The sequence below is a fragment of the Pseudomonas sp. 10S4 genome (assembly GCF_034344865.1).
Taxonomy (GTDB): domain Bacteria; phylum Pseudomonadota; class Gammaproteobacteria; order Pseudomonadales; family Pseudomonadaceae; genus Aquipseudomonas.
In genome coordinates, this window is record NZ_CP133774.1 from 2,707,469 (window position 1) to 2,732,379 (window position 24,911).

23 protein-coding genes are annotated in these 24,911 nt (G+C 59.4%); 19 read left to right on the plus strand and 4 right to left on the minus strand.

Annotated features, from left to right (window positions below; translation table 11 throughout):
• Positions 1-115: 115 nt before the first annotated feature.
• Positions 116-1,129 (plus strand): AraC family transcriptional regulator, encoded by a 1,014-nt coding sequence (locus RHM58_RS12425; protein WP_201255813.1) that lies wholly within the window; start codon positions 116-118, stop codon positions 1,127-1,129.
• Positions 1,130-1,333: 204 nt separating this feature from the next.
• Here the strand turns inward: RHM58_RS12425 and RHM58_RS12430 are convergent, their stop codons facing one another.
• Positions 1,334-1,807, minus strand: coding sequence for an Lrp/AsnC family transcriptional regulator (locus tag RHM58_RS12430; protein ID WP_322270492.1), 474 nt, complete (start codon positions 1,805-1,807; stop codon positions 1,334-1,336).
• A 220-nt stretch (positions 1,808-2,027) separates the two neighbouring features.
• On the opposite strand from RHM58_RS12430, the gene kynU reads away from it, so the two are divergent.
• The 3 genes from kynU (at position 2,028) to RHM58_RS12445 (ending at position 6,211) form a co-directional block, all read left to right on the plus strand.
• Entirely contained in the window at positions 2,028-3,278 is a 1,251-nt protein-coding gene (kynU, locus tag RHM58_RS12435) for a kynureninase (protein ID WP_322270493.1), read from the plus strand.
• A 104-nt stretch (positions 3,279-3,382) separates the two neighbouring features.
• Entirely contained in the window at positions 3,383-4,696 is a 1,314-nt protein-coding gene (locus RHM58_RS12440; protein ID WP_201255815.1) for an OprD family porin, read from the plus strand.
• Positions 4,697-4,771: 75 nt separating this feature from the next.
• Positions 4,772-6,211, plus strand: coding sequence for an amino acid permease (locus RHM58_RS12445; protein WP_322270494.1), 1,440 nt, complete (start codon positions 4,772-4,774; stop codon positions 6,209-6,211).
• On the opposite strand, the gene RHM58_RS12450 is transcribed toward RHM58_RS12445, so the two are convergent.
• Positions 6,152-7,036: a LysR family transcriptional regulator gene (locus RHM58_RS12450; RefSeq protein WP_322270495.1), complete on the minus strand. Its 885-nt coding sequence runs from the start codon at positions 7,034-7,036 to the stop codon at positions 6,152-6,154. The two genes, RHM58_RS12445 and RHM58_RS12450, sit on opposite strands and share 60 nt — an antisense overlap.
• 205 nt (positions 7,037-7,241) lie before the next feature.
• Here RHM58_RS12450 and RHM58_RS12455 point away from each other — a divergent pair, with 205 nt between their 5' ends.
• The gene (locus RHM58_RS12455; RefSeq protein ID WP_322270496.1) at positions 7,242-8,006 is read left to right on the plus strand and encodes a sulfite exporter TauE/SafE family protein; all 765 of its coding nucleotides are present in this window, start codon (positions 7,242-7,244) and stop codon (positions 8,004-8,006) included.
• Here RHM58_RS12455 and RHM58_RS12460 read toward each other — a convergent pair.
• The gene (locus RHM58_RS12460; protein WP_201200376.1) at positions 7,996-8,310 is read right to left on the minus strand and encodes a putative quinol monooxygenase; all 315 of its coding nucleotides are present in this window, start codon (positions 8,308-8,310) and stop codon (positions 7,996-7,998) included. The genes RHM58_RS12455 and RHM58_RS12460 overlap by 11 nt on opposite strands.
• A 161-nt stretch (positions 8,311-8,471) precedes the next feature.
• Here RHM58_RS12460 and RHM58_RS12465 point away from each other — a divergent pair, with 161 nt between their 5' ends.
• The 9 genes from RHM58_RS12465 (at position 8,472) to RHM58_RS12505 (ending at position 17,996) form a co-directional block, all read left to right on the plus strand.
• Entirely contained in the window at positions 8,472-9,062 is a 591-nt protein-coding gene (locus tag RHM58_RS12465; protein ID WP_201200378.1) for an NAD(P)H-dependent oxidoreductase, read from the plus strand.
• A 211-nt stretch (positions 9,063-9,273) separates the two neighbouring features.
• Positions 9,274-10,185 carry a LysR family transcriptional regulator gene (locus RHM58_RS12470; RefSeq protein ID WP_322270497.1) on the plus strand — a complete coding sequence of 304 codons (912 nt, stop codon included), beginning with the start codon at positions 9,274-9,276 and terminating at the stop codon, positions 10,183-10,185.
• Positions 10,186-10,288: 103 nt separating this feature from the next.
• A complete protein-coding gene (locus RHM58_RS12475) occupies positions 10,289-11,182 on the plus strand; it encodes an NAD-dependent epimerase/dehydratase family protein (protein ID WP_322270498.1) in 894 nt (297 codons plus the stop codon).
• Positions 11,183-11,720: 538 nt separating this feature from the next.
• Positions 11,721-13,442 (plus strand): carbamoyltransferase, encoded by a 1,722-nt coding sequence (locus tag RHM58_RS12480; RefSeq protein WP_322270499.1) that lies wholly within the window; start codon positions 11,721-11,723, stop codon positions 13,440-13,442.
• 65 nt (positions 13,443-13,507) lie between these two features.
• Positions 13,508-14,683 carry an MFS transporter gene (locus RHM58_RS12485; protein WP_201255819.1) on the plus strand — a complete coding sequence of 392 codons (1,176 nt, stop codon included), beginning with the start codon at positions 13,508-13,510 and terminating at the stop codon, positions 14,681-14,683.
• Position 14,684: 1 nt separating this feature from the next.
• On the plus strand, positions 14,685-15,359 hold the full coding sequence (locus RHM58_RS12490; protein ID WP_322270837.1) for an HAD family phosphatase: 675 nt from the start codon (positions 14,685-14,687) through the stop codon (positions 15,357-15,359).
• On the plus strand, positions 15,356-15,994 hold the full coding sequence (locus RHM58_RS12495) for a YdcF family protein (RefSeq protein WP_322270500.1): 639 nt from the start codon (positions 15,356-15,358) through the stop codon (positions 15,992-15,994). The genes RHM58_RS12490 and RHM58_RS12495 overlap by 4 nt, the downstream gene beginning before the upstream one ends.
• A 26-nt stretch (positions 15,995-16,020) precedes the next feature.
• Positions 16,021-17,475, plus strand: coding sequence for an N-acyl-D-amino-acid deacylase family protein (locus RHM58_RS12500; RefSeq protein ID WP_322270501.1), 1,455 nt, complete (start codon positions 16,021-16,023; stop codon positions 17,473-17,475).
• A gap of 152 nt (positions 17,476-17,627) precedes the next feature.
• Positions 17,628-17,996, plus strand: a complete 369-nt coding sequence (locus RHM58_RS12505) for a glyoxalase superfamily protein (RefSeq protein WP_201200389.1) — start codon at positions 17,628-17,630, stop codon at positions 17,994-17,996.
• A 3-nt stretch (positions 17,997-17,999) separates the two neighbouring features.
• Here RHM58_RS12505 and RHM58_RS12510 read toward each other — a convergent pair whose 3' ends face one another.
• Entirely contained in the window at positions 18,000-19,028 is a 1,029-nt protein-coding gene (locus RHM58_RS12510; RefSeq protein WP_201200390.1) for an AraC family transcriptional regulator, read from the minus strand.
• Positions 19,029-19,238: 210 nt separating this feature from the next.
• Between RHM58_RS12510 and RHM58_RS12515 the strand changes: the two genes are divergently transcribed.
• The 5 genes from RHM58_RS12515 (at position 19,239) to RHM58_RS12535 (ending at position 24,844) form a co-directional block, all read left to right on the plus strand.
• Entirely contained in the window at positions 19,239-20,834 is a 1,596-nt protein-coding gene (locus RHM58_RS12515; RefSeq protein ID WP_322270502.1) for an FAD-binding oxidoreductase, read from the plus strand.
• 5 nt (positions 20,835-20,839) lie between these two features.
• Positions 20,840-22,444: a glycerol-3-phosphate dehydrogenase/oxidase gene (locus tag RHM58_RS12520; RefSeq protein ID WP_322270503.1), complete on the plus strand. Its 1,605-nt coding sequence runs from the start codon at positions 20,840-20,842 to the stop codon at positions 22,442-22,444.
• A 10-nt stretch (positions 22,445-22,454) separates the two neighbouring features.
• The gene (locus tag RHM58_RS12525; RefSeq protein ID WP_322270504.1) at positions 22,455-24,023 is read left to right on the plus strand and encodes an FGGY-family carbohydrate kinase; all 1,569 of its coding nucleotides are present in this window, start codon (positions 22,455-22,457) and stop codon (positions 24,021-24,023) included.
• Between the two features lie 159 nt (positions 24,024-24,182).
• Positions 24,183-24,428 carry a FitA-like ribbon-helix-helix domain-containing protein gene (locus RHM58_RS12530; RefSeq protein ID WP_201255111.1) on the plus strand — a complete coding sequence of 82 codons (246 nt, stop codon included), beginning with the start codon at positions 24,183-24,185 and terminating at the stop codon, positions 24,426-24,428.
• Positions 24,425-24,844, plus strand: a complete 420-nt coding sequence (locus RHM58_RS12535; RefSeq protein ID WP_322270505.1) for a type II toxin-antitoxin system VapC family toxin — start codon at positions 24,425-24,427, stop codon at positions 24,842-24,844. Before RHM58_RS12530 ends, RHM58_RS12535 begins: the two co-directional genes overlap by 4 nt.
• The last annotated feature ends 67 nt before the right edge of the window (positions 24,845-24,911 follow it).

A 24,911-nucleotide genomic window follows, 5' to 3' on the forward strand; every position in this document is an offset into this window, starting at 1 on the left:
GGTGATTGCTATCCACTGGGTTGGACTGGCGGTTTAGTGGCTTGGAACTTGCTGTTTTCAAGCCGAATACGCGCCGTCAGAGCGCGCAGAAAAATATCGCCGTGAGTGCACCGTGATGAATAGCAAAACTGATCCGCAGTTTCGCGACATTCGTATTGATAGATTCGACCTTGAGGGTGCGAGGACCTGGATGTCTGGCATCTGCGGGCCGCATCGTCTCGTGACCGCGACCCCCGAGCGCATTCGCTTTCATCACAGCGCCAATGTGTTCAAGTCGATGGCCACCACGTTGGGCACTATCGAATACGGCACCGACGTCACCGTTGACATCGAAGACGCCGAACACTTCAGCAGCTACAGCCTGAGTTTGCCGCTGGTGGGCGAGCAGGAGTTGAGCAAGAACGGCAGTGTGTTGAAGTCCAACCGCGATCAGGGCGTGATCATTTCACCGAATGAAAACCAGGTGCTGGCGATCTCCGGCGATTGCCGCAAAGTCCAGGTGGTCATCACTCGCGCCGCCATGAGTGAGTCGCTGGAGGGTCTGTTGCAGCGACCGCTGGAGGCGCCGCTGCGGTTCGAATCGGTAATGGACGCGGTCGACGGGGCATCGGCTTCGTGGTGGCGGATGGCGCGGTATTTCATCGCCGAACTGGAGCGCAGCAGCGAATTATATGAGCAGGTTGCGTTCACCCGGGACATCGAGAGTTCCTTGATCAAAGGCTTGATCCTCGCTCAGCCGAACAACTACTCCGAAGAACTGAGGAACGTGTTGGGCGTGAAGTTGCCGCATTATCTGATCAGGGCCCGGCAATACATCCACGCCAACGCCCGAGAAGCGCTGCACCTTGAGGACATCGAAGCCGCGACCGGGGTTTCACGCTTCAAGTTGTTCGAGGCTTTCAAAAAGTACTTCGCTTTGTCGCCGATGGTTTACCTGAAAAAATACCGTTTGAATGCCGTGCGCCAGGACATCCTTGAACACGGTTCTGCGCGCAATATTTCCGAGATCGCCCTGAGCTGGGGCTTCACCCACCTCGGGCGTTTTTCTGTTGAGTACCGCAAGTTGTTCGACGAATCCCCGAGCATGACCTTGCAGCGTAACGAAGCCCGCCGCATGCGCGGTTTCTAGGGGCGCAGCGGCAAATGCCAGTCCGTTAAGCATGACATTGAACCTGTGGCGAGGGAGCTTGCTCCCGCTGGGCTGCGAAGCGGCCCCGCTCTCTATCCAAAGAAAGGGGACTGCTGCGCAGTCCAACGGGAGCAAGCTCCCTCGCCACGGGTTATTCGTCGCCCGCTCTATCGCTTAACTGATCGGCACTAGGCGCAGCGGCCTTTACTTGCGCACCACCAAATCCAGCAACTCCTCACGTTCCTTGATTTTTTGCAGGACGATTTCAGAGCGGATATCGGTGACGCCCGCGGTGCGGTTGAGCTGGTTGACGATGAAATCGGAGAAGTGTTTGAGGTTGCGTGCCTGGACCCGCAACACATAGTTGCTCGCCCCGGTAATCACATAGGCGGTGACCACTTCGGGCCACAACTGGACCTTCTTGATGAAGGTCTCATGCCAGTCCTCGACGTCCTGTCGCAACGACACATGGACGATGGCTTCCAGTTCAATTCCCAGCCGTTCGGCACTCAGTACCGCGCGATAACCCGTGATGATTCCCTCACTTTCCAGCAGGCGTAAACGGCGTAAACAGGCGGACGGCGAGAGGGCTACTTTCTCCGCCAATTCCTGGTTACTGATACGGCCATCCTGTTGCAGGTGATGCAGGATTCGCAGGTCTGTGGCGTCGAGAATCATGATTGAATAAATCCGCGTTTATTGGGGTTGGATTCGAATTTCCTGCGAGATAACTACTATATGGCTGGTTACTTTGCACGAAAATTCTCCAAAGCTTCGTTCATTATTTCTCCACCGAGGCGGTGCAGAAAACGCCTGAAACATGGCACTGAGCACCTTCCTCGACTCGATTATCGCGATCTGCCCGGACGGCACATCCTTGAAAAAAACAGGGCCCACAATGACTACAAGAAACGATTGCCTGGCGCTTGATGCGCAGGACACTCTCGCACCGCTGCGTCAGCAATTTGCGCTGCCCGAAGGGGTGATTTATCTCGACGGCAACTCGCTGGGTGCACGGCCGGTTGCTGCTTTGGCGCGCGCTCAACAGGTGATCGCCGAGGAATGGGGCAATGGCCTGATCCGCAGTTGGAACAGCGCTGGCTGGCGCGATCTCAGCGAGCATCTGGGCAACCGATTGGCTGGGCTGATTGGTGCGCGTGACGGTGAAGTGGTGGTGACCGATACGACCTCAATCAACCTGTTCAAGGTGCTCAGCGCCGCTTTGCGTGTGCAAGCCACAAGGTCGCCGACGCGGCGGGTGATCGTTACCGAATCCAGCAATTTCCCCACCGACCTGTACATCGCCGAAGGTCTGGCAGATATGCTGCAGCAGGGTTACACCTTGCGTCTGGTCGATAGCCCCGAAGAGCTGCCGCAAGCGATTGACCAGGACACTGCCGTGGTCATGCTTACCCACGTCAACTACAAAACCGGCTACATGCACGACATGCAGGCCCTGACCACGCTGACCCACGAATGTGGCGCGCTGGCCATCTGGGACCTGGCGCATTCTGCTGGCGCGGTCGCGGTCGACCTGCATCAGGCGCGCGCCGATTACGCGATCGGCTGCACCTACAAGTACCTGAATGGCGGTCCCGGTTCGCAGGCGTTTGTCTGGGTTTCACCTGATTTGTGTGATCTGGTGGCGCAGCCGTTGTCGGGCTGGTTCGGGCATTCGCGACAGTTCGCCATGGAGCCTGGCTACGAGCCGAGCAGCGGTATCGCTCGCTACTTGTGCGGCACTCAGCCGATCACCTCATTGGCGATGGTCGAATGCGGTCTGGATATCTTTGCCCAGACCGACATGGCCAGCCTGCGCCACAAATCCCTGGCCCTGACCGACCTGTTTATCGAACTGGTCGAGCAGCGCTGCGCCGCTCACGAACTGACCCTGATCACCCCGCGCGAACATGCAAAGCGTGGCAGCCATGTCAGCTTCGAACATGCCGAAGGTTACGCCGTAATTCAGGCCCTGATCGCCCGTGGTGTGATCGGTGACTACCGCGAGCCGCGGATCATGCGCTTCGGTTTTACCCCGCTGTACACAACCTTCACCGAAGTCTGGGATGCGGTGCAGATCCTCGGCGAAATCCTTGATCAGAAAACCTGGTCGCAAGCGCAATTCCAGGTCCGCCACAGCGTTACCTGATACATCCGCCTGCTTGTCTTGCAGCTGGGGTTTTGCCGGCAGCAGGGCTTCGCTCGCCTCAAATAAACAGTTCTGTGAAAACACAATAATAAGGAGCACGCAGAATGAAACTGTCCCTCTGGCCCGCCTTGCCGCTCGCCATCAGCAGTTGCCTCGGTCAATTGGCCTACGCCGCCTCCGACAATGGATTCCTCGAAGACAGCAGCCTCACGCTGACCAACCGTAACTTCTATTTCTACCGCAACAACCTCAACAACCCTGGCGGTCAAAACTATCGGGACGAATGGGCGCACGGGATCTCGCTCGATTACCGTTCCGGTTATACCCAAGGCATCGTCGGTTTCGGGATCGACGCCTACGCGCAGTTGGGGATCAAACTCGACAGTGGCAAGGGTCGTACCGGCACCGGGTTGCTGCCGGTTGGTGCCGATGGTCGTGCCGAAGATGATTACTCCGAAGCGGGTGGCGCGCTGAAGGCGCGGATCTCGCAGACCGAACTCAAGTACGGCAACCTGACACCGCTCAACCCGGTGTTTGGTACCGGTAATGCGCGACTGTTCACCCAGCAGGCCAACGGCTTCCAACTGACCAGCCGCGAATTGAAAGGACTGCTGCTCGACGCCGGGCACTTCACCTCTGGCAATGACAGTGCGTCGACCAATAGCGACGGCGCCCTGAAAGCGCTATATGCCGGCGTGGAAACACGTAGCGTCGACTACCTGGGCGGCAGCTACGCGTTGAACGATCAGTTGAGCGTCAGTCTCTACGGTTCACAGTTCACCGATATCTGGCGGCAGTACTACGCCAATGCCAACTACACCTACCCGGTGAGTGAAAACCAGTCGTTGAACCTGGACTTCAACATTTACCGCACCAACGACACTGGCCAGAGCCTGGCGGGCAAGATCGACAACACCACCTGGTCGATGGCCGCCGCCTACAAGGTCGGCGCTCACCGGTTGACCCTGGCTTACCAACGCGTCGACGGTGATGAACCGTTCGATTATCTGGGGTTCGACCAGCAGCCGGGCGCTTCGATTTTTCTCGCCAACTCAATACAGATCGTCGACTTCAACGCCCCCAACGAACGTTCCTGGCAACTGCGTTATGACCTGGACATGGCGCCTTTCGGCGTGCCGGGCCTGAGCTTCATGTCGCGTTACGTTAATGGCGATCATATCGACGACAGCCACTATGACGGCGGCGTCAACGGCGCGTACGGACGTTACGGCAGTGACGGCAAGCGCTGGGAACGTGACATCGAAGCCCGCTATGTCGTGCAATCGGGCACGGCCAAAGACCTGTCGGTGCGCGTGCGTCAGGCCACGTTGCGATCCACCCGTCAGGTCGCCCAGGCAGACACCACTGACAACGATGAAATCCGGGTCATCATCGAGTATCCACTGAGTATTTTCTGATCCGTATGCTGCTGTGTATGGCTGATCCCAACGACGTGCTCTCCTCAAGAAAGACAATATTCAGAGGCTGGAAAAATGACCGACAAAACCGGTTTTGAAACCATATCCAAACGTGAGCAGGGACTGCGGCGCCAACTGACTTCGGGCCAGATGAGCATGATCGCCATCGGTGGTGCGATTGGCACCGGGCTGTTTATGGGCAGTGCCTACGCCATTGGTTATGCCGGGCCGAGCGTGCTGCTCAGCTACGCCATTGGTGCCGTCATCACCTTGCTGTTGATGGGCTGCCTGGCTGAAATGACCGTGGCCCATTCGACCTCGGGTTCGTTCGGCGCCTATGCCGAATTCTATGTCAGCCCGTTGGCCGGGTTTCTGGTGCGCTATGCCTATTGGGCCGCGATTGTGCTGGCGGTCGGCACGGAAGTGACGGCGGTGGCGATGTACATGAAGTACTGGTTTGCCAACGTGCCGGAATGGATCTGGATCGTCTCGTTCTCCAGCATCCTGATCGTACTCAACGCGATCAGCGTGAAGACGTTCGGCACCTTCGAGTATTGGTTCTCGACCATCAAGATCGGCGCGATTGTCGGCTTTATCATTCTCGCGGTGTATGTGGTGTTCGGGTCTGGCAACCCGGCGTACGGCGTCCACAACTACACCGCCCATGGCGGCTTCTTCCCAAATGGTCTGCAAGGCATGTGGATCGCGGTGATCGTCTCGATCTTCAGCTACCTGAGCGTGGAAATGATCGCGGTGGCGGCGGGTGAAGCGCAGGATCCGGAGCAGGCGGTGAAGAAGGCTTTTCGCGCGACCATCGTGCGACTGGTGGTGTTTTACCTGCTGATCCTGGCGCTGATGTTGGCCATCGTACCGTGGGTTCAGGCCGGTCACGCTCAAAGCCCGTTCGTGACGGTGATGCAAACCATTGGTATTCCCGGCGCTACCGGCGTGATGAATTTCGTGATTCTGATCGCGGCATTGTCGGCGATGAACAGCCAGCTCTACATCACCACGCGCATGATGTTCAGCCTTTCGCGTGGCGGCTATGCGCCAAAATCGATGGGTGTGTTGAGCAAGAGCGGGATCCCGTTGAATGCCTTGTTGCTGTCGAGTTCGGGCATCGCCCTGGCCACCTTGCTCAACATCCTGTACCCGGAAAGCTCCTTCACCTTGATGATGGCGATCTCGATGTTCGGCGCCATTTTTACCTGGTTCATGATCTTCCTGACCCACTACTGCTTCCGTCGCTATCACGAGCGCAACGGTGAGCGAAAACTGTCGTTTCGCATGCGCCTGTTTCCCTACACCACCTTGTTAGGGCTGGTGCTGATGGGGGCGGTGATGATCACCACTTACTTCACCGAAGCCTTCAAGATGACGCTGGTTTTTGGCGTGCCGTTCCTGCTGATCCTCTCGCTGGTTTATGGCCTGTTTTTTAGAAAAGCCAAAGTTGCCTCACCCAGCGAGCAAGGCCTCGAGCAAGGCTCTGGCATAACCGGGCAGGCTGGTGAATGAGCGGGCGCACAGCAGCAGTTTTCGCTGTGCCCAGTCGTCGTTCAGGGCAACGCATTTGAACGATTGATCGACACCCCGGCGCTGGATCGCGGCCAGCGGCACAATCGCCAGCCCTGCGCCGCGAGCGACCATGCGAATCACCCCGTCGAAACCTTCCGCACGGATGCGGATTTGCATGCGGATACCGGCGTGTAACGCCTGTTCTTCGAGGTACACCGCCAATGCGCTGTTGGCGGGTAGCCCGACGTAATCGTGAAACAAGGTGTCGCTCAAACTGGGTGTCTGGACGTCGGCCAAGGGATGGTCGCGGGGCATGATCAGCACCAGTGGATCATCACGAAAGGGCAGCGTTTCGAGGGTATGGGTGTCTACCGCATCGGTGACGATACCGAGGTCCGCCGCGCCTTGGCGCAGGGCGTGAGTGATGCGGGCGCTGGGCAGTTCTTGCAGGTCGATGTCGAGGTTAGGGTGCTCGCGCAGGAAGTCTGCGAGCAACTCCGGCAGGTATTCGGTGATCGCGGTGGTGTTGCACAACAACCGCACCTGGCCTTTGACCCCTTTGGCATAGTCGGCGAGGTCCTGTTGCATGCGTTCAGCCTGTTGCAGCAGAACCCTGGCGTGTTGTGCCAGGGCTTTGCCGGCCGGCGTTGGCGTGACGCCGCGGCGATTGCGTTGTAGAAACTCGATGCCCAGCGAGGCTTCCATGGCCCGGATGCGCGCGCTGGCGGCGGCCAGGGACAGATGACTAAGCCCGGCGCCGGCGGTGATGTTGCCGGTGTCGAGGATGTTCAGATAGAGACGCAGGTCGGTCAGGTCGAAGTGCATCGTTACACCTTCAGGTTTTTTGTTGTCCCATCGGGCGCCATCGCGAGCAAGCTCGCTCCCACCGGGGATCTCTGTATGGCGCAATTCCATTGTGGGAGCGATGGCGTCAGCAGCCGCAGCGAGGTCATTAGCCTCTACCATAACAAGAGGCAGCCTCAGTATATGGCAGATTTTCAACCCAGCAGTCAGGGCTCAGGATAGCCCCATGAACACACTCGCCACGTTCTACCAAAACCTCGGTCTGGCCCTGTCTATATTGGTCATCGCCACCTTCCTGCTGGCCGGGATGATCAAAGGTGTGATCGGCCTCGGCCTGCCGACTATCGCCATGGGCCTGCTCGGTCTGGCTATGGCGCCGTCGCAGGCTGCGGCGTTGTTGATCATCCCCGCGACCCTGACCAACGTCTGGCAACTGGTATTCGGCGGGCACCTGCAAGGGCTGATCAAACGCTTGTGGCCGATGCTGCTGGCGATCTTCATCGGCACCGGCGCTGGCACAGTATGGATCGGCATGGCCGGTGGTCATTGGGTGGTACGGGGATTGGGCGCGGCGTTGTTGATCTACGCCTTGAGCGGTCTGTTTCTACCGACGATGCGCGTCGGCAGTCGCACCGAGCGTTGGCTCGGACCACTCTGCGGCGTACTGACCGGTGTCATTGCCTCGGCCACCGGCGTTTTCGTGATTCCGGCAGTGCCCTATCTGCAAGCACTGGGTCTGAACAAAGACGAACTGGTGCAGGCGCTAGGCCTGTCGTTCACCGTCTCGACCCTGGCACTCGCCGTCGGCCTGTTCTGGCGCGGCGCCCTCGGCGGTGGTGAGTTGAGCGCCTCGTTGCTGGCGTTGATCCCTGCGGTGCTCGGCATGTTGCTCGGGCAATGGTTGCGTCAGCGGATTAGCGCCGTGTTGTTCAAGCGAGTGTTCTTTATCGGCCTCGGTGTGCTCGGCGGCCACTTGCTGGTCAGCGGCTAGCCGATGACGAACTGAGCATGTCGATCGGGCGGATGTCGAAATCCTGCTCCAGATAGTCCATGCGCTGATCGCGGAACTGCTGCATGTGCGGCAGGTTCGAGTGCACGTCCAGGTGGGCCTGGGACTGCCAGATCTCGTAGAAGATAAACAGTGTCGGGTCCTGCTTGTCGCGCAGCATGTGGTACTCGATGCAACCGGGTTCGGCGCGGCTCGGCTCGACGTAGGCGCGAAACAGCGTTTCGAAGGCCTCGGCTTTTTCCGGGCGGGTTTTGGCGTGCAGGATGAAGCCTTGTACGTCACTCATCGAAAATCTCCCTCAAGTAAAGAATCGGCGAAAGTCTATGGCAACAATCGCCTATCGATTCGTGCGTTTTGGTCAAATGAATTTTGTGAATCCGGCGCTTATTCCGCGCGAGGTGGGTCGTTACTCTGCCGCCATCAAATTCCAGCCTTCTGAGACCTCTCATGAAAAAAGTCCTCTTGCTCAACGGCGGCAAAAAGTTCGCCCACTCCGATGGCCGCTACAACGCCACCCTGCACGGCACCGCGCTCAGCGTGCTGGATCGCGGCGGCGTAGATGTGAAGAGCACCTTCATCGACGAGGGCTACGACCTCGCGGAAGAAGTCGCCAAGTTTGTCTGGGCCGATGTGATCATTTACCAGATGCCGGGCTGGTGGATGGGCGCGCCGTGGACCGTGAAAAAGTACATCGACGAAGTCTTCACCGAAGGCCACGGCAGCCTTTACGCTAGTGACGGCCGCACCCGTTCCGATGCGTCGCAAAAGTACGGCAGCGGTGGTTTGTTGCAGGGCAAGCAATACATGTTGTCCCTGACCTGGAATGCACCGCAGCAAGCGTTTGACGACCCGACTGACTTCTTTGAAGCCAAAGGCGTAGACGCGGTGTACTTCCCGTTCCACAAGGCCAACACCTTCCTCGGCATGACCGGTTTGCCGACGTTTCTGTGCGTGGACGTGATGAAACGCCCGGACATCGAACGCGACATGGCGCGGTATGAGCAGCATTTGATTGAGGTGTTTGGTCTCAAGGCCTGACTGTCAGCTACTATCGAAAGCCTGACCTGTGGCGAGGGGGCTTGCCCCCGTTGGGCTGCGAAGCGGCCCTGAAACCAGCGAGTCGGTTTTTTCTGACACACCGCAAGCACGGGTTTTGCGACTGCTGCGCAGTCGAACGGGGCAAGCCCCTCGCCACAGTAATCCCATGCCATTAGGGATTTGCCACAGGAATATTCGATAAGGGACCCACGTGAAAGCCAGATCCGATGAATTGCAGATTTTCGTCTGCGTGATTGAATGCGGGTCGATTTCGGCTGCGGCGGAGCAGGTCGGGCAAACGCCGTCGGCGGTCAGTCGCACGCTGTCGCGGCTCGAAGCCAAGCTCGACACCACGCTGATCAACCGCACCACCCGGCGCATGGACCTGACCGAGGAGGGCAAGTATTTCTTCGAACACGCCAAGCTGATCCTCGATCAGATGGACGAGCTCGAAGAACGCCTCAATTCCCGCCAGCAAACCCCGTCCGGGCGCCTGCGCATCAACGCCGCATCACCCTTCATGCTGCACGCCATCGTGCCGTACATCGATGAGTTCCGCCGGCTCTACCCGGACATCCAGCTCGAACTCAACAGCAACGACCTGATCATTGACCTGCTGGAACAAAGCACCGACATCGCCATCCGCATCGGCACCTTGGCCGACTCGACCTTGCACGCCCGATCACTGGGTTGCAGCCCGCTGCACATCGTGGCCAGCCCGGCGTATCTTGAGCAACACGGCACACCCGCCGCCGTTGCCGACCTCAACGGCCACGCGCTGCTCGGTTTTACCCAGAACGAAGGCCTCAACCAATGGCCGCTGCGCCATGTGCACGGTGATCGCTGGCCGATCAACGCGGCGATCAACGCCTCCAGTGGCGAGACCGTGCGGCAACTGGCGCTGGAAGGCCAGGGCATTGCCTGCCTGTCGCATTTCATGACCATTGAAGACATTCGCGCCGGGCGCCTGAAGGTGGTGCTGGCGGATTTCAACAGCGGCTATCGCCAGCCGATCAACGCGGTGTACTACCGCAACTCGCAACTTGCCCTACGCATTCAGTGCTTCCTGGACTTCATCCAGGGCAAGTTGGCGGTTTACGCGAATGCGGATTTCAAAGGCTGATTCGTGACCCCTGCGCAAGAGTGAATTGGGCCAGCGGGTATGTTTCGACAGGGATCGGTCCTTGATACTCGTGGCATCACTTATTCACGCAGGGAGTTTCTCCATGAACGTATTCGTTACCGGCGCCGCCGGTTTTATCGGCGGCTCCATCGCCACCGGTCTGGTCCAGGCCGGCCATAAAGTTACCGGCCAGGTGCGTAGCGCCGAGCAAGCCCAAGAACTGACCGCGCTGGGCATCACTGCGGTGATCGGCACGCTGGATGACAGCGGCCTGCTGGCCGAACAGGCCCGCGCCGCCGACGCCGTGATCAACGCGGCCAGCAGCGACCATCGCGCGGCCGTGGAAGCCTTGCTCGATGCGCTGCGCGGTTCGAACAAAGTGTTCCTGCACACCAGCGGTTCGAGCATCGTCGGCGATGCGTCGGGCGGTAAGTCCAGCGACGTTATCTACTACGAAGACAACCTGCCGGAGCCGACTGTCGACAAAGCCGCACGCGTGGCCATCGACAACCTGATTCTCGCCGCCGCAAAGGACGGAGTGAACTCCGCCGTCATCTGTAACACGCTGATCTACGGCCACAGCCTGGGCGTCAAGCGCGACAGCGTGCAGTTGCCGCGCCTGCTCAAACAGGCACGCAAAAGTGGTGTGGTCCGCCACGTCGGCACGGGCCAGAACATCTGGTCCAACGTGCACATCGAAGACGTGGTTGCCCTGTACCTGCTGGCGCTGACCAAAAACGTACCGGGCACGTTCTATTTCGTTGAAAGCGGCGAATCCTCGTTCGTCGACATGACCACCGCCATGGCGCAAGCCTTGAAGCTCGGCAAGCCACAAGACTGGCCGCTCAAAGACGCCGAAGCCGAATGGGGTTATGAAATGGCCAACTATGGCCTGGGTTCGAACAGCCGGGTTCGCGGCAAGCATGCGCGGGAACTGCTGGGCTGGGCGCCGAAGCGGACTTCGGTGACCGAGTGGATCCTGCACGAAATGGTGTGATGTGATCGATGGCTGAATCTGCTTGAAGTTTCAATGTATGGCCTGCCCGTGAGCAATATGCTCTCGGGCGGGCTTTTTTATGTCTGAAGATTAATATTTTATTTGCTATTTAAGTCCCCGAAAATAAAGGGGCTTAGGGTGGTATTTAATTTATGCATGGGGTGATATTTAATTTTTAGTGGGTGATGTACAGAGGTGTTCGGAAAATTCCTACTAGGCTGTTACCTGAATCAACATAGTCAACTCCGATGGCAAGCCTGTGAAGTGTCCGTCAACAACTTGTTATCCCGGCATCAGGCCGGGTACACAGGTAAATGCGCGTGGATTTTTTTGCAAAAGGAACTTGCGATGGCAACAAATACTCTTGACGCCTTCTCGTAAAGGCCTATCCCGGCGAGCCACATGACGTCGCCTTCCCACGCTATATGACGTTCGGCACTTGATGCCTGAAATTCGTTCATAAGCACCAGGCTAGAGCACTGCACTCCTCGAGTATGGGCACAGTCATCACTGCAATTGGCAAGAACAAGGAATAGTTATGATCATTTTAGGCATTACTAACAATGATTTGTCGGGTGCCTGCCTGGTACGTGATGGTCAGATTCTTTCGGCGGTCAGTGAAGAGCGCTTTACCCGAATTAAAGATCATAAGATCTGGCCTGCTAAGTCCATTGAGTTTGTATTAAGTCAGGCTGGCTTGTCGCTGGAAGATGTCAATTATGTTGCGTATGGCTGGAACGCCGGTTTCAGTGCCGATAAGCACCTTGAGTTGTATTTCGATCGAATCGTTGAAGAGGTCAGGAATAATCCTCAGGGCCTCGCACAATTTCGCCAGCGTGTGACTGACGAAGTAAAGAATGATAAAGAGAAAAGAGCCGAGTTTGACCAATACATTGCAGCCAATGGTTTGGCCGGCAAGGCTTATTACATTGATCACCATGAGTGTCATGCCCTCGGTGCTTATGTCTGTTCACCGTTCGACGAGGCGTTGACCCTGACCTGCGACGGGCGCGGCGATTTCCAGTCCTTGACCGTGACCTGGTACAGCCCGACCGAAACCACTGTGCTGCAACGCGAAACCAGCGTCGACAGCCTCGGTTATTTCTACGGCCGGATTACTCACTTACTCGGTTACAAGCCCAATCGGCATGAAGGCAAGGTCACGGGCCTGGCTGCGTTCGGCGATCCGCAAAAGCTGCTGGGGGTCATGCAGCAGATGATTCGTTTTGAAGACGGGCGCATCAAGGCTTGCTGCGGTGACTTGTTCCTGCCGTCCTACAACCACTTCAGCGAACCGCTGGAAACCCTGTTCTCCCGGGAAACCCCCGAGGATATCGCCGCTGCCGTGCAACGCCATACCGAAGACCTGCTGGTGGCGACGGTCACGCATCACCTGGCCCTACGGGGAAGCACCAATCTGTGCCTGGCCGGCGGGGTGTTCGGCAACGTGAAACTCAATCAGCGCCTGCGCGAGATTCCGGGGGTGAAAAACGTCTACGTGTTGCCGTGCATGGGCGATGGCGGCCTGGCGCTGGCGGCGGCGGTTGGGGCGGCTTACCTTGAGAACGGCACTCGCTTCAAGAACCCGGCGATGACCCTCGGGCCGCAGTCGCGCAGCGTTTCGCAGAACATCAACCTGATCCATCGCGACTACCCCGAACTCGGTTACCACACGCCGTCGAACATCATCGAGGTCCTGACCGAGGCGCTGCTGGAAAATCAGGTGCTGGGCATGTTCAAGGGCAAGATGGAATTCGGGCCGCGTTCGCTGTGTAACCGCAGCATCGTCTATCACGCCCAGGATGCCGACGTGAACGATTGGCTGAACAAGCGCATGCACCGCACCGAGTTCATGCCGTTTGGCCCGGTCACGGCCATTGAACAAGCTGCAGCCTGTTACGTCGGTTGGGAAGAAGACCATGTGGCGGCAGACACCATGACCATGACCTACGATTGTCATCCGCAGTTCAGCGAGGCCAGCCCGGCGGTGGTGCACATCGATGGCACCGCCCGGCCGCAGATCATTCGGCCACAAGGGGATGCCTTCATGCATCGCCTGCTCAATGCCTGGTACGACAAAACCGGCCAGGCAGCCTTGATCAACACTTCGTTCAACCGGCATGAAGAGCCAATCGTGTGTTCTTCTCAGGATGCACTGGATGCGCTGAAAGAAGGCATGGTCGATCTGGTGGTGATGAGTGAATCGCTGATCGTCTGGCGCAAAGGCAAAAACAGCTTCACCCAACAACGCTTCGAGTAATGGATGGATGTATTCAGGGCTCCGCTTGGAGCCCTGCTTTGGAGTGTCGAGCGTATGGTTAACGAATGTATTTGATCTTTTTCGGGTTCTTTGCCGCAGAGGGGATCATCTATCCGTTCTGGCCGACCTGGCTGGATTCGCTGGGCTTCAGCGCCAGTCAGATAGGCCTGCTGATCGCGGCGGCTTATTGGCCTCAGGTGTTTACCGGGGTGTTTATTACGTACGCGGCCGATTGGCGCGTGGACCAACTGCGTCTCGCGGCTTTTCTCGGTTTCTCGGCGGCGTTCTGCACGTTGCTGTTTTATTTCATGCCGGCGCACCTGTGGATATTTGTGTGCCTGAGTATTCTGTTTGGCGGGCTGTGGATGGTGGTGCTGCCCTTGTCCGAGTCCTATCTGCTCAAGCGTGACAAACAAGCACTGCAGAACTATGGCTGGGTCCGGGCGGTGGGCTCTTCGGCGTTTATCCTGACCTCGACCCTCGGTGGCTTGTTGTTCGCGCAGTACAGTCAGTCCTGGGTGCCGATCGTGATAGCAGCCAGCATGTTGTTGACTGCTTTGGCGTGTCTGCGTTTGAAAAGGCGAGTCTCCAGGGAGCATTTGCAGTCGGTTAGCCGCGCGATTAAACGACCTGACTGGAAAGCGCTGTTTGCGCACAAAAGCCTGTTGATCGCGATTGCCGCCGCCAGTTTTATTCAACTGAGCCACACCTTGTACTTTTCCACGGCGTCTATCGGTTGGGGCGTGAAGGGTTACTCTTCGGCTTATATCGGTGCGTTCTGGTCGGTGGCAGTGATGGCGGAGATCACCTATTTCGCGCTCTCCAATAAGGTCCTGGCTGTGTGTTCGCCCTTGGCCATCGTGATGTTTTCCAGTGTCTGTGCCGCGCTGCGCTGGGCGCTGTTTTCCAACAGTGACGCGGTGTCGGTGATTCTGCTGGGGCAGTGCCTGCATGCCTTGAGTTTTGCCGCGTATCACTCGGCGATCATGCGGTTTATTCGCGATCACGCGCCGCAGGATATTCAGGTCTTTACCCAGGGCGTTTATTACTCGCTGGCCGTTGCGTTACCCATGGGGCTGGCCACGCCTTTTGCCGGGTATTTGTACGAAACACAGCCGCAGTGGTCCTACTACGTGATGGCGCTGTTTGCCTTGATCGGAACATTGTTGGCGTTTATTGCTCACCAGAGGATGCGAAGTTCAACTCATGACACAACGAACGTTTACAGCCGTCTGCTTTGATATGGACGGTGTGCTGATCCAGTCTCGCGAAGTCATTGAGTTCGCCTGGACCACCGTCGCGCGACACCACGGTATTGCCGTCGACCGGGCGTTTATCACCGAGCACATTCACGGTCGTCCGGGCGGCCACACGATGCAGGCTCTGTTCGGTCAGTTTGACGAACAACAGCGTCTGGCAATCAAGAAGGAAGTCGATGCCATCGAGCAGGTCTCGGCCTGTTCGCTGGTGCCGGGCGTCGCCACATTTATTGCCCGACTGAAGGATTGCGCCGTGCCGCTGGCCTTGGTGACCAGCAGTTGGCGTGAGCGTGTCGAGTACGTCTTGCAGCAACACGGCCTGGCCTCGACCTTCGATAGCATCATCTGCCGCGACGACGTGCGCAATGGCAAACCGGCGCCCGACGCCTATCGGTTGGCGGCCGCGCAACTGGATCGTCAGAGCGATGAATGCCTGGTGTTCGAAGACTCGGTCAGCGGCGTGCGGGCGGCGATCAGCAGCGGCGCGCTGTGTATCGGCATTGGCGATGATCAATCGTTGACCACTCACGGTGCTGCGCAGTTATGTGCCGATTTCTTTGCGCTACCGGTCTCGCTGACCGAGTCAGGTACACACACTTATGCTGACGGCGGTCTGTTCATCCGTCGGCACGCGGCGCAAAGGATTGCTCGTTCATGACACCTACACTGGAACACGCCACCGTCCTCTGGGACTTCCTCGGCGCTGGCCGTAAACACAGCCCGTGCGAGCTGATTGTCGTCTGCGGGTCTTACGATTTGCGGGTGTGTGATTACGCCTGTGAGTTGCTGAAAAAAGGCGTTGCGCCGCATCTTCTGTTTACCGGCAATACCGGAAACTGGACGAAGTATTTGTGGGCGAGAACCGAAGCCGATATTTTCGCGCAACGGGCCATGGCGCTGGGGGTATCGGCGGATCAATTCACCCTTGAATCGCGCGCTACCAACTTTGCCGAGAACATTGCGTTTGCCAAAGCGCTGTTTCCCTACGTGCGCCGAGCGACATTCCTGACCAAGCCGAACTCGATCCGGCGCGTGGCGTTGACCTTGCCCGTTCAGTGGCCCGGGATTGAGGCTTGCGTAGATGCGCCGTCGTTCAGTTTTCCGGGCGAGGTCAGCAACCTGATTGGGGTCTTGGGGTTGATCGACGAAATGGTCGGCGATGTGCACCGCATCATGGTTTACCCTTCGCTGGGCTTTCAGGCCGAGCAGGTGATTCCCGAGGATGTCCAGGTAGCGTGGCGCTATCTGGTGGAGCAAGGATTCGATCACCATTTGATCAAGGGCAGGAGCTGACGCTGAGCTGCTGCCGGGAGACTGATATGTTGTACGACACGCTGATTCGCAACGCCCTGATCATCGATGGCAGCAACAGCCCCGGTTATCCCGCTGACGTGGCGATTCTGAACGGGCGCATCGAGCGCATCGGCGACTTGCACGACGCCCGCGCCACTGAAGAAGTCGACGCCGCCGGCCGAGTGCTGGCGCCGGGTTTCATCGACGTCCACACCCACGACGACACCGTGGTCATCCGCCAGCCGCAGATGCTGCCCAAGCTCAGCCAGGGTGTGACGACGGTGATCGTCGGCAACTGCGGGATCAGCGCTTCACCGGTCAGTTTGCGCGGCGATCCGCCGGACCCGATGAACCTGCTCGGTCCGGCGACGGCGTTTGTTTATCCACGCTTCAGCGATTACCGCGCCGCTGTCGAAGCGGCCAACACCACGTTGAACGTGGCGGCGCTGATCGGTCATACGGCGTTGCGCAGCAATCACCTCGACGACCTGTTTCGCACCGCCACGCCGGACGAAATCAGCGCGATGCGCGAGCAACTGCGCGATAGTCTGGCGGCGGGCGCGTTGGGTTTATCCACAGGCCTGGCCTATGCGAGTGCCTTCTCGGCGTCCACCGATGAAGTGATGCAACTGACTGAAGAGCTGACCGCATTCGGCGCGGTCTACACCACCCATTTGCGCAGCGAGTTCGAACCGGTGCTGGAGGCCATGGACGAAGCCTTCCAGATCGCTCGTCATGCCCAATCCCCGGTGATCATTTCTCACCTCAAGTGTGCGGGCGTCGGTAACTGGGGCCGCAGTCCGCAACTGTTGGCGTCTCTTGAACTCGCCGCGAAAACCCACCCGGTGGGCTGCGATTGTTATCCCTACGCGGCGAGTTCTTCGACCCTGGACCTCAAGCAAGTCACCGACGCCCACCGCATCACCATCACCTGGTCGACGCCGCATCCTGAGCTGGGTGGCCGCGACTTGATCGACATCGCCGCCGAGTGGGGTGTGCCGTTACTCGACGCCGCCCGACGCCTGCAACCTGCCGGTGCGGTGTATTACGGGATGGACGAGGCGGATGTGCGGCGGATTCTCGCGCATCCGTTGTCGATGGTCGGCTCCGACGGTTTGCCGGAAGACCCGTTTCCGCACCCGCGCTTGTGGGGCGCGTTCCCAAGAGTACTCGGACATTTCAGCCGTGACGTCGGGCTTTTTCCGCTGCACACCGCCGTGCACAAAATGACCGGGTTGTCGGCGGCGCGCTTTGGCTTGAAGGAACGGGGCGAGATTCGTGAAGGGCATTGGGCGGATTTGGTGTTGTTTAATCCGCTGACCATTCGCGACGTGGCGGATTTTCATGATCCGCAGCGGGCGGCGGAAGGGATTGACGGGGTTTGGGTTAATGGCGTTCTAAGCTATGTCGATGGGCAGGCGAACGGCCGCAGGGAAGGGCGGTTTCTGGCGCGGGAAGGGGATTTGCGTTTGGGGTTTTAAGATCAAAAGATCGCAGCCTTCGGCAGCTCCTACAGGGCGAACTTTTGAACTATGTCTCATGGTGGCACTGTGAGATTAAAGAAACCTCGCGCCGAGCCGAAGCGCTGACATCCAGCCCAGCTACACTGGGTCTTTTCAACCAGGAGCAACCCATGAGCTTCGGCAAAGTCACCCCGATCCTGCGGATTTTCGATGAAACCAAAGCCGTGGAGTTTTACGTCGACTTCCTGGGCTTCAAGATCGACTGGCAGCATCGCTTCGAAGCCAACTTCCCGTTGTACCTGCAAGTCTCCCGGGGCGAATGCGTGCTGCACCTGTCCGAACACCACGGCGACGCCACACCGGGCTCGGCATTGCGCATCGAAACGGATGAACTGGAAGCGTTCCAGCAGCAGTTGCTGGCCAAGGAATACACCTTCGCAAAACCCCAGATCCAGGCTATGCCGTGGGGTAGCCAGGACATGACCATCGCCGATCCGTTCGGCAATCGGTTGGTGTTTACCAATGCGATCAGTGTTTGAGTTTCAGCCTTCGTCCGACGACCGGTGGGTCTGGCGAAACTCGCCGGGCGGCATCCCGCGCCGGCTTTTGAACGTACGGTGAAATGAGCGGGGTTCGGTGAAACCCAGGTACTGGGCGATGTCCTGAATCGGCAAGTTGCTGTTCAGCAAGTAATGCTCGGCCAGTTCCTGGCGCAGGTCATCGAGGATCTGCTGGTATGAAGTGCCTGCCTGATGCAACTGGCGTTGCAGCGTGCGCACCGACACGGCGCACTGCTCGGCCACCTGTTCTTTGCGGGGCAACCCTTCCTTGAGCAACTGGCGCAGGATGCTTTTGACCCGCTGCTCAAGCGACGCGTCCTCCAGCGTGGCCATTAATCCCAGGGCATGTTCTTCCAGGGTGCGCAGCAATTGCGGATCGGCCTGGCGCAAGGGCAACTGCAAATACGGCAACGGCACAATCAGCGCCGAATAAGGCTGGTCGAACAGCACCGGGCAGTCGAAGAACCGTTCGTACTGCGCCAGCGTCGTGTCGGCCGGACGTGCATGTTCGAGCCAGACGGCGGCCGGCGACAGCTGGGTATCGGCGATCCAGCGCGCGTATTGCAGCCAGGAACCGAGCACGTTTTCCACCAGGTGCCGGCGGATTCGCGGCCGTTGATGACGGCACGTCCAGATCAGGTGCACGTGACTGTCCTGCACCTCGGCGCGGCTGACCCCCATGTCTCCCACCAGCTTTTCGAACGGCATGATGCGGCTCATGGCATCGCCCAGCGTTGCGCAGTTCATGGTGATGTAACCCAGCACACTCCAGGAGTTGGGCAACACAAAACGCGCGGCGTTGAGGCCGAACAACGGATCGCCCGAATGTTCGCAGAAATAATCGAGCAACCGTTCATGTGCTTCGCCCGGCAATCGCAGGCTGTTGTCGCTCAACTGCTGCGCCTGCAACCCGGCCGCCGCCAACGCAGGCTCGATGGCCATGCCCAGTTGTTCGGCATGGCGCAAGTATTTGAGCAGCGGAGGGACCGAGGTGAAGCCCAGGGATTGCATGATCGTAGTCCTTTGATCAAAGCCCGCGTGCGCGGGTGATTGCCCTGAAAGGTAAGTTGAAACCACCGCTAAAGTAAATGGCTGACGTTTGCGCGACGTTTGACTCAATTGGCTACTCGAACTGGCCGGATGCGACCGTGACACTTTTCGGCAGCTGACTAGTATGGAGCTCTGAAATATCACTGATCAGAACCGCAAAAGGACACACGCATGCGACGCTGGAACGGCTGGGGAGATGCAACCACGGTGGTCGAGCTGCCGGCTCAGGGCGCGGGATTTCTCGCTGAACGGCTAGGTGCCGGCCGAGCGCTGCCCGATGCAACGCTCGAGACGGCATTGGCCCGCGTGCCGGCCTCGCGGTTGTCGGAACATCCCTCGTATAGCGTGACTGCGCATGATCGTTTGCTGCACGCGCGGGGGCAGAGCCTGCCGGACTGGCTGGCGTTGCGCGAAGGGGCTCCGGGGATTTATCCGGACGCCGTTGCCTTCCCCGAGAGCGCCGAACAGATTCGCCAGTTACTGGCGCTCGCCCAGTCGCAGGACCTGTGTCTGATTCCTTATGGCGGCGGCACCTCGGTGGCCGGGCACATCAATCCGCCGAGTTCCGCACGGCCGGTGGTGACGGTTTCCCTGGCCCGCATGAATCGCCTGCTGGACCTCGACGAACAGAGCCTGCTGGCTACTTTCGGCCCCGGTGCGACGGGGCCGCAGGTGGAAAGTCAGCTGCGCGCCCGTGGTTACACCCTGGGGCATTTTCCGCAGTCGTGGGAACTGTCGACCCTTGGCGGTTGGGTCGCCAGTCGATCCAGTGGCCAACAGTCGCTGCGCTACGGGCGGATCGAGCAATTGTTCGCCGGTGGCATCCTGGAAACCTTTGCCGGTCCTTTGGAAATCGCTACTTTCCCGGCCTCGGCCGCCGGTCCCGATCTGCGCGAGGTGGTGCTGGGCTGTGAAGGCCGTTTCGGGATTATTTCCGAGGTCAAAGTGCGGGTCAGCGCACTACCGGCCGATGAGCGTTTCTATGGGGTGTTTTTGCCCGATTGGCCGCAGGCGCTGCAAGCCATCCGCCAGTTGGCCCAAGCGCGCGTACCGCTGTCGATGCTGCGCTTGTCCAACGCGGTGGAAACCGAGACCCAGCTGGCGCTGGCCGGTCATCCGCAGCAAATTGCCTGGCTGGAAAAGTACCTCACCCTGCGTGGCGCCGGTGCGGGCAAATGCCTGCTGACGTTCGGCGTGACCGGCAATCGGCGGCAAAATGCGCTGTCCCTGAGTCAGGCCCGGCAGCACTTGAAGGCCTTCGGCGGCGTCTTCACCGGCACCTTGCTCGGCAAGAAGTGGGCGCAGAACCGCTTCCGTTTCCCTTACCTGCGCGAGAACCTGTGGAACGCCGGTTATGTGGTCGACACCCTGGAAACCGCCACCGACTGGAGCAATGTCGACAACCTGCTGAGCCTGGTCGAAAACAGCCTGCGCGACGCCTTGGCCGCTGAAGGCGAGCGGGTGCATGTGTTCACTCACCTGTCCCATGTCTATGGCGAAGGCTCGAGCATCTACACCACTTATGTGTTTCGCCCGGCAGCGGACTACGCTGCCACCCTGGCTCGCTGGCAGGCGCTCAAACAGGCCGCCAGTCAGACCATCGTCGACAACCACGGCACCATCAGTCACCAGCATGGCGTGGGCAAAGACCACGCGCCGTACTTGCTGCGGGAGAAGGGCGCGCTGGCGATGGACACCTTGCAGGCGCTGAGCCGGCATTTCGATCCGGCCGGGCGACTGAACCCTGGCACGCTGTTGCAGGAGTGACGAGCATGAGCCTCGACTGGAACGCGGCGTGGAGGCAGCACGTGCTGCCGACGCTGGCGGATGAAACCTGGGACCTGATTGTCATTGGCGGCGGCATCAGCGGCGCCGGCATCCTGCGCGAAGCCGCGCGCCGTGGCTGGCGTTGCCTGCTGCTGGAACAGCGCGATTTCGCCTGGGGCACTTCCAGCCGTTCCTCGAAAATGGTCCATGGCGGCTTGCGTTACATTGCCAAGGGCCAGTGGCGCCTGACCCGCGATTCGGTTCGCGAACGCCAGCGCCTGCTCGACGAAGCGCCGGGGCTGGTGGAGCCGATGAGTTTCTTGATGCCGCATTACCGTGGCGGCTTTCCCGGCCCGCGGGTGCTGGGTGGTTTGTTGAGCGTCTATGACGCGTTGGCCGGGCGGCGTAGTCATCGCTTCCATGACGCGCAGCAACTGGGTTATCTCGCGCCGGGGGTGAAGCAACATGACCTACTGGGCGGCACCTGTTTTGTTGATGCACTGACCGATGACGCCCGTCTGGTGATGCGCGTTTTGGGCGAGGCGCGAGCCGACGGCGCCATGGTGCTCAACGGGATGCGTGTGCAGCAGTTGCTGCGTGAAGAGGGGCGGGTGTGCGGGGTTCAGGTCGAGGACTGCGAGGGCGGTGCGTCGCTGCAATTGCGTTGTGCTGTGTTGGCCGTGGCCACCGGCGCCTGGGCCGAACGCTTGCGGCCGTCCGATGCTCCGCGTCAGTTGCGCCCTTTGCGTGGCAGTCATTTGTTGCTGCCGGGCTGGCGGCTACCCGTGGCGCAGGCCTTTACCTTCCTGCACGAGCGCGACCGTCGACCGGTGTTTGTTTTCCCTTGGGAAGGTGCCACGGTGGTCGGCACCACGGACCTCGATCATCAAGAGGATCTGGACCAGAGCGCGAGCATCAGCGCCGAGGAACTCGACTACCTGCTGGCCGCCTGTGCCCAGCAGTTCCCCGAGGCTGAAGTGGTCGCCGCCGATGTGTTGTCGACCTGGTCGGGCGTGCGCCCGGTAGTTGGCAGCGCTGCGGGTGAGCATCAGGGCAAACCGTCCAGTGAAACCCGCGAGCATGTGCTGTGGCTGGAACCCGGTTGCGTGACCCTGGCTGGCGGCAAGCTGACGACCTTTCGCCCGCAGGCCATCGAAGTGCTCAAGGCCTGCGCGACCATGCTCGGGCGCGCCCTCAGTGATGACGGCGCGCCGGTGTTTGCCGTCGTGCCACCGCTGGCGATTGCGGGGCTCAGTGGCAGTCAATGGCGGCGCCTGGCCGGACGGCATGGCCGTGACCTGCCGAGGCTGGCGCAACTGATCGCCGAGTTGGGCCATGACAGCGTTGGCGCCACTGACACCTTGTGGGCGGAACTGGCCTTTGCCTGCGACACGGAAATGGTCCTGCACCTGGATGACCTGTTGTTGCGTCGCACCCGTTTGGGTCTGTTGCTGCCTCGTGGCGGCGAGGATTACTTTGCGGCCATTCGTCACCTCTGTCAGCCGCGACTGGGCTGGGACGATGAGCATTGGCAACAGGAGCTGCAGCGTTACCGAGCGTTGTGGCAACGCCACCACGGTTTGCCGGAAGCCTCGCAAAATGCCCATTGAAGAGAGCTCCATGGATAACCCCCCGAACAAGCGTTACCTGCTGGCGATCGACAATGGGACCCAGAGCGTGCGCGCGCTGCTCTTCGACTTGCAGGGCAATCTGCTGGGCAAAGGCAAGGTTGAATTGCAGGCGTATTACTCGACGCAACCTGGCTGGGCCGAGCAGGACCCGGAATATTACTGGGCGAAACTGGGGGAGGCCTGCCAGCAGTTATGGCAGCAAACCGGCATCGACCGTTCACAGATTGCCGGCGTCTCCCTGACCACCCAGCGCGGCACAGTGATCAACGTCGATGCCCAAGGCAAGCCGCTGCGCCCGGCGATTCTGTGGCTCGATCAACGCCAGACCGAAGTCGAAGGCGGGATCAAGGGGCCGTGGGGCTGGCTGTTCAAACTGGTCGGCGCGCAAGCCACCGTGGATTATTTTCGCGCTCAGGCCGAGGCCAACTGGATCGCGCGCCATCAGCCTGAAGTGTGGGCGGCGACTGACAAGTTTTTGCTGCTCTCGGGGTTTCTCACCCATCGTCTGTGCGGGCGCTTTGTCGACTCGGTGGGCTGTTGCGTCGGCTACCTGCCCTTCGACTTCAAACGCCTGCGCTGGGCCGCTCCCGCCGACTGGAAATGGCAGGCGCTGGCGGTGCGTCCCGGGCAATTGCCCACGCTGCACAAACCCGGTGAAACCCTGGGCCACATTAGCGCCGAGGCCAGCCGCCATACCGGCATTCCCGAGGGCTTGCCTCTGATCGCCGCCGGTGCTGACAAGGCCTGCGAAGTCGTGGGTTCCGGAGTGGTCGACGCGGACACGGTGTGCCTGTCCTACGGCACCACGGCGACGATCACCAGCACCCGTTCGCGCTATCTGGAAATCGTCCCGTTGATTCCGCCTTACCCCTCTGCGGTACCGGATCAATACAACTGCGAGGTGATGATTTATCGCGGCTACTGGATGGTCAGCTGGTTCAAGAACGAGTTCGGCCTGCGGGAAATGCAGCAGGCCAAAGCGCAAGGCGTGGAGCCTGAGCAACTCTTCGACGCGTTGGTCAACGCCGTGCCGCCAGGCTCCATGGGCCTGATGCTGCAACCCTACTGGTCGCCCGGTATTCGCGAACCGGGTGTGGAAGCCAAGGGCGCGATGATCGGCTTCGGCGACGTGCATACGCGCGCGCATATCTATCGGGCGATCCTCGAAGGTTTAGCGTATGCCTTGCGTCAGGGTATGGAGAGCATCGAGAAGCGTTCGAAGGTCTCCATCAAGCGCTTGCGAGTCGCCGGTGGTGGCTCCCAGAGTGATGCGGCGATGCAGCTCACGGCGGACATTTTTGGCCTGCCGGCCGAGCGTCCGCATGTCTACGAAGCGTCCGGTTTGGGAGCGGCCATTTGCTGCGCGGTCGGGCTTGGATTGCACGCGGATTTTCCCACGGCGATGACGGCCATGACCCGCGTCGGCGCGGTATTCATGCCTCAGCCTGAGGCGCAGCAGATCTATCAGCGACTGTACAAAGAGGTCTATCTGCGCATGTACCGACAGCTTAAGCCGCTGTACCAAAGCATTCGCAAGATCACTGGCTACCCGGCCTGACGTTTGCTTCGCGCACGACGCAATCCTCTTCTCGCACGATGCAGCTCCTACAGGGGCGAATCGCCAGCGGTGCTCTTGGCCGTTCGGCAGTTTGGCAGGTTTTGGTAAAACAGGTTGTGTTAGCCTCAATCAATGATTTCATTGATTGCAGGAGGCATCATGGCCAGCATCACTATTCGAAACCTCGACGATCAGATCAAGGAACAGCTGCGTATTGCAGCGGCCCATAATGGACATTCCATGGAAGAAGAGGCTCGCCTGATTCTGGGGCGAGCGTTGGCGACGGTTGATCGCGCGGGTGGTCTGGGCAGTCGGATTCGCCAGCGATTCTCTACGAGTGGCGGGATAGAACTCGATCTGCCTTCGCGGCAGGAAAAAGCGAGCGCGGTGGATTTCTCCGAATGATAGTGCTCGATACCAATGTTCTTTCCGAGTTCATTCGAGTCGAGCCCGATTCACACGTCCTGGCTTGGGTCGATGCGCAACCGGCGATGGACCTAGCGATTAGCGCAATTACCGTGGCAGAAATTCTTCATGGAATCGCTCGGCTGCCGTTTGGCAAGCGCAAACAGAAACTTGAGGCGCATGCGATGGCAATGTTCGAGGAAGACTTTGCAGGAAGGATATTGCCTTTTGATGCCCATGCCGCCGTCGATTACGCGACGCTGGTGGCGGGCTGTGAAGCAAGTGGTCGAGCGGTGTCGATGGCCGATGCACAAATTGCCGCGATTTGCCGACGACATGGAGCGCCGATTGCTACTCGCAATGTTCGGGATTTTGAGTTTTCCGGGGTTGAGATCATTAACCCGTGGGAGGCCTGAGTATCTTCGGTGACTGGTAGATCGCTTTCGTGGGCAAGTCGGACCGCCGCATCGCTCGCTCCTACAG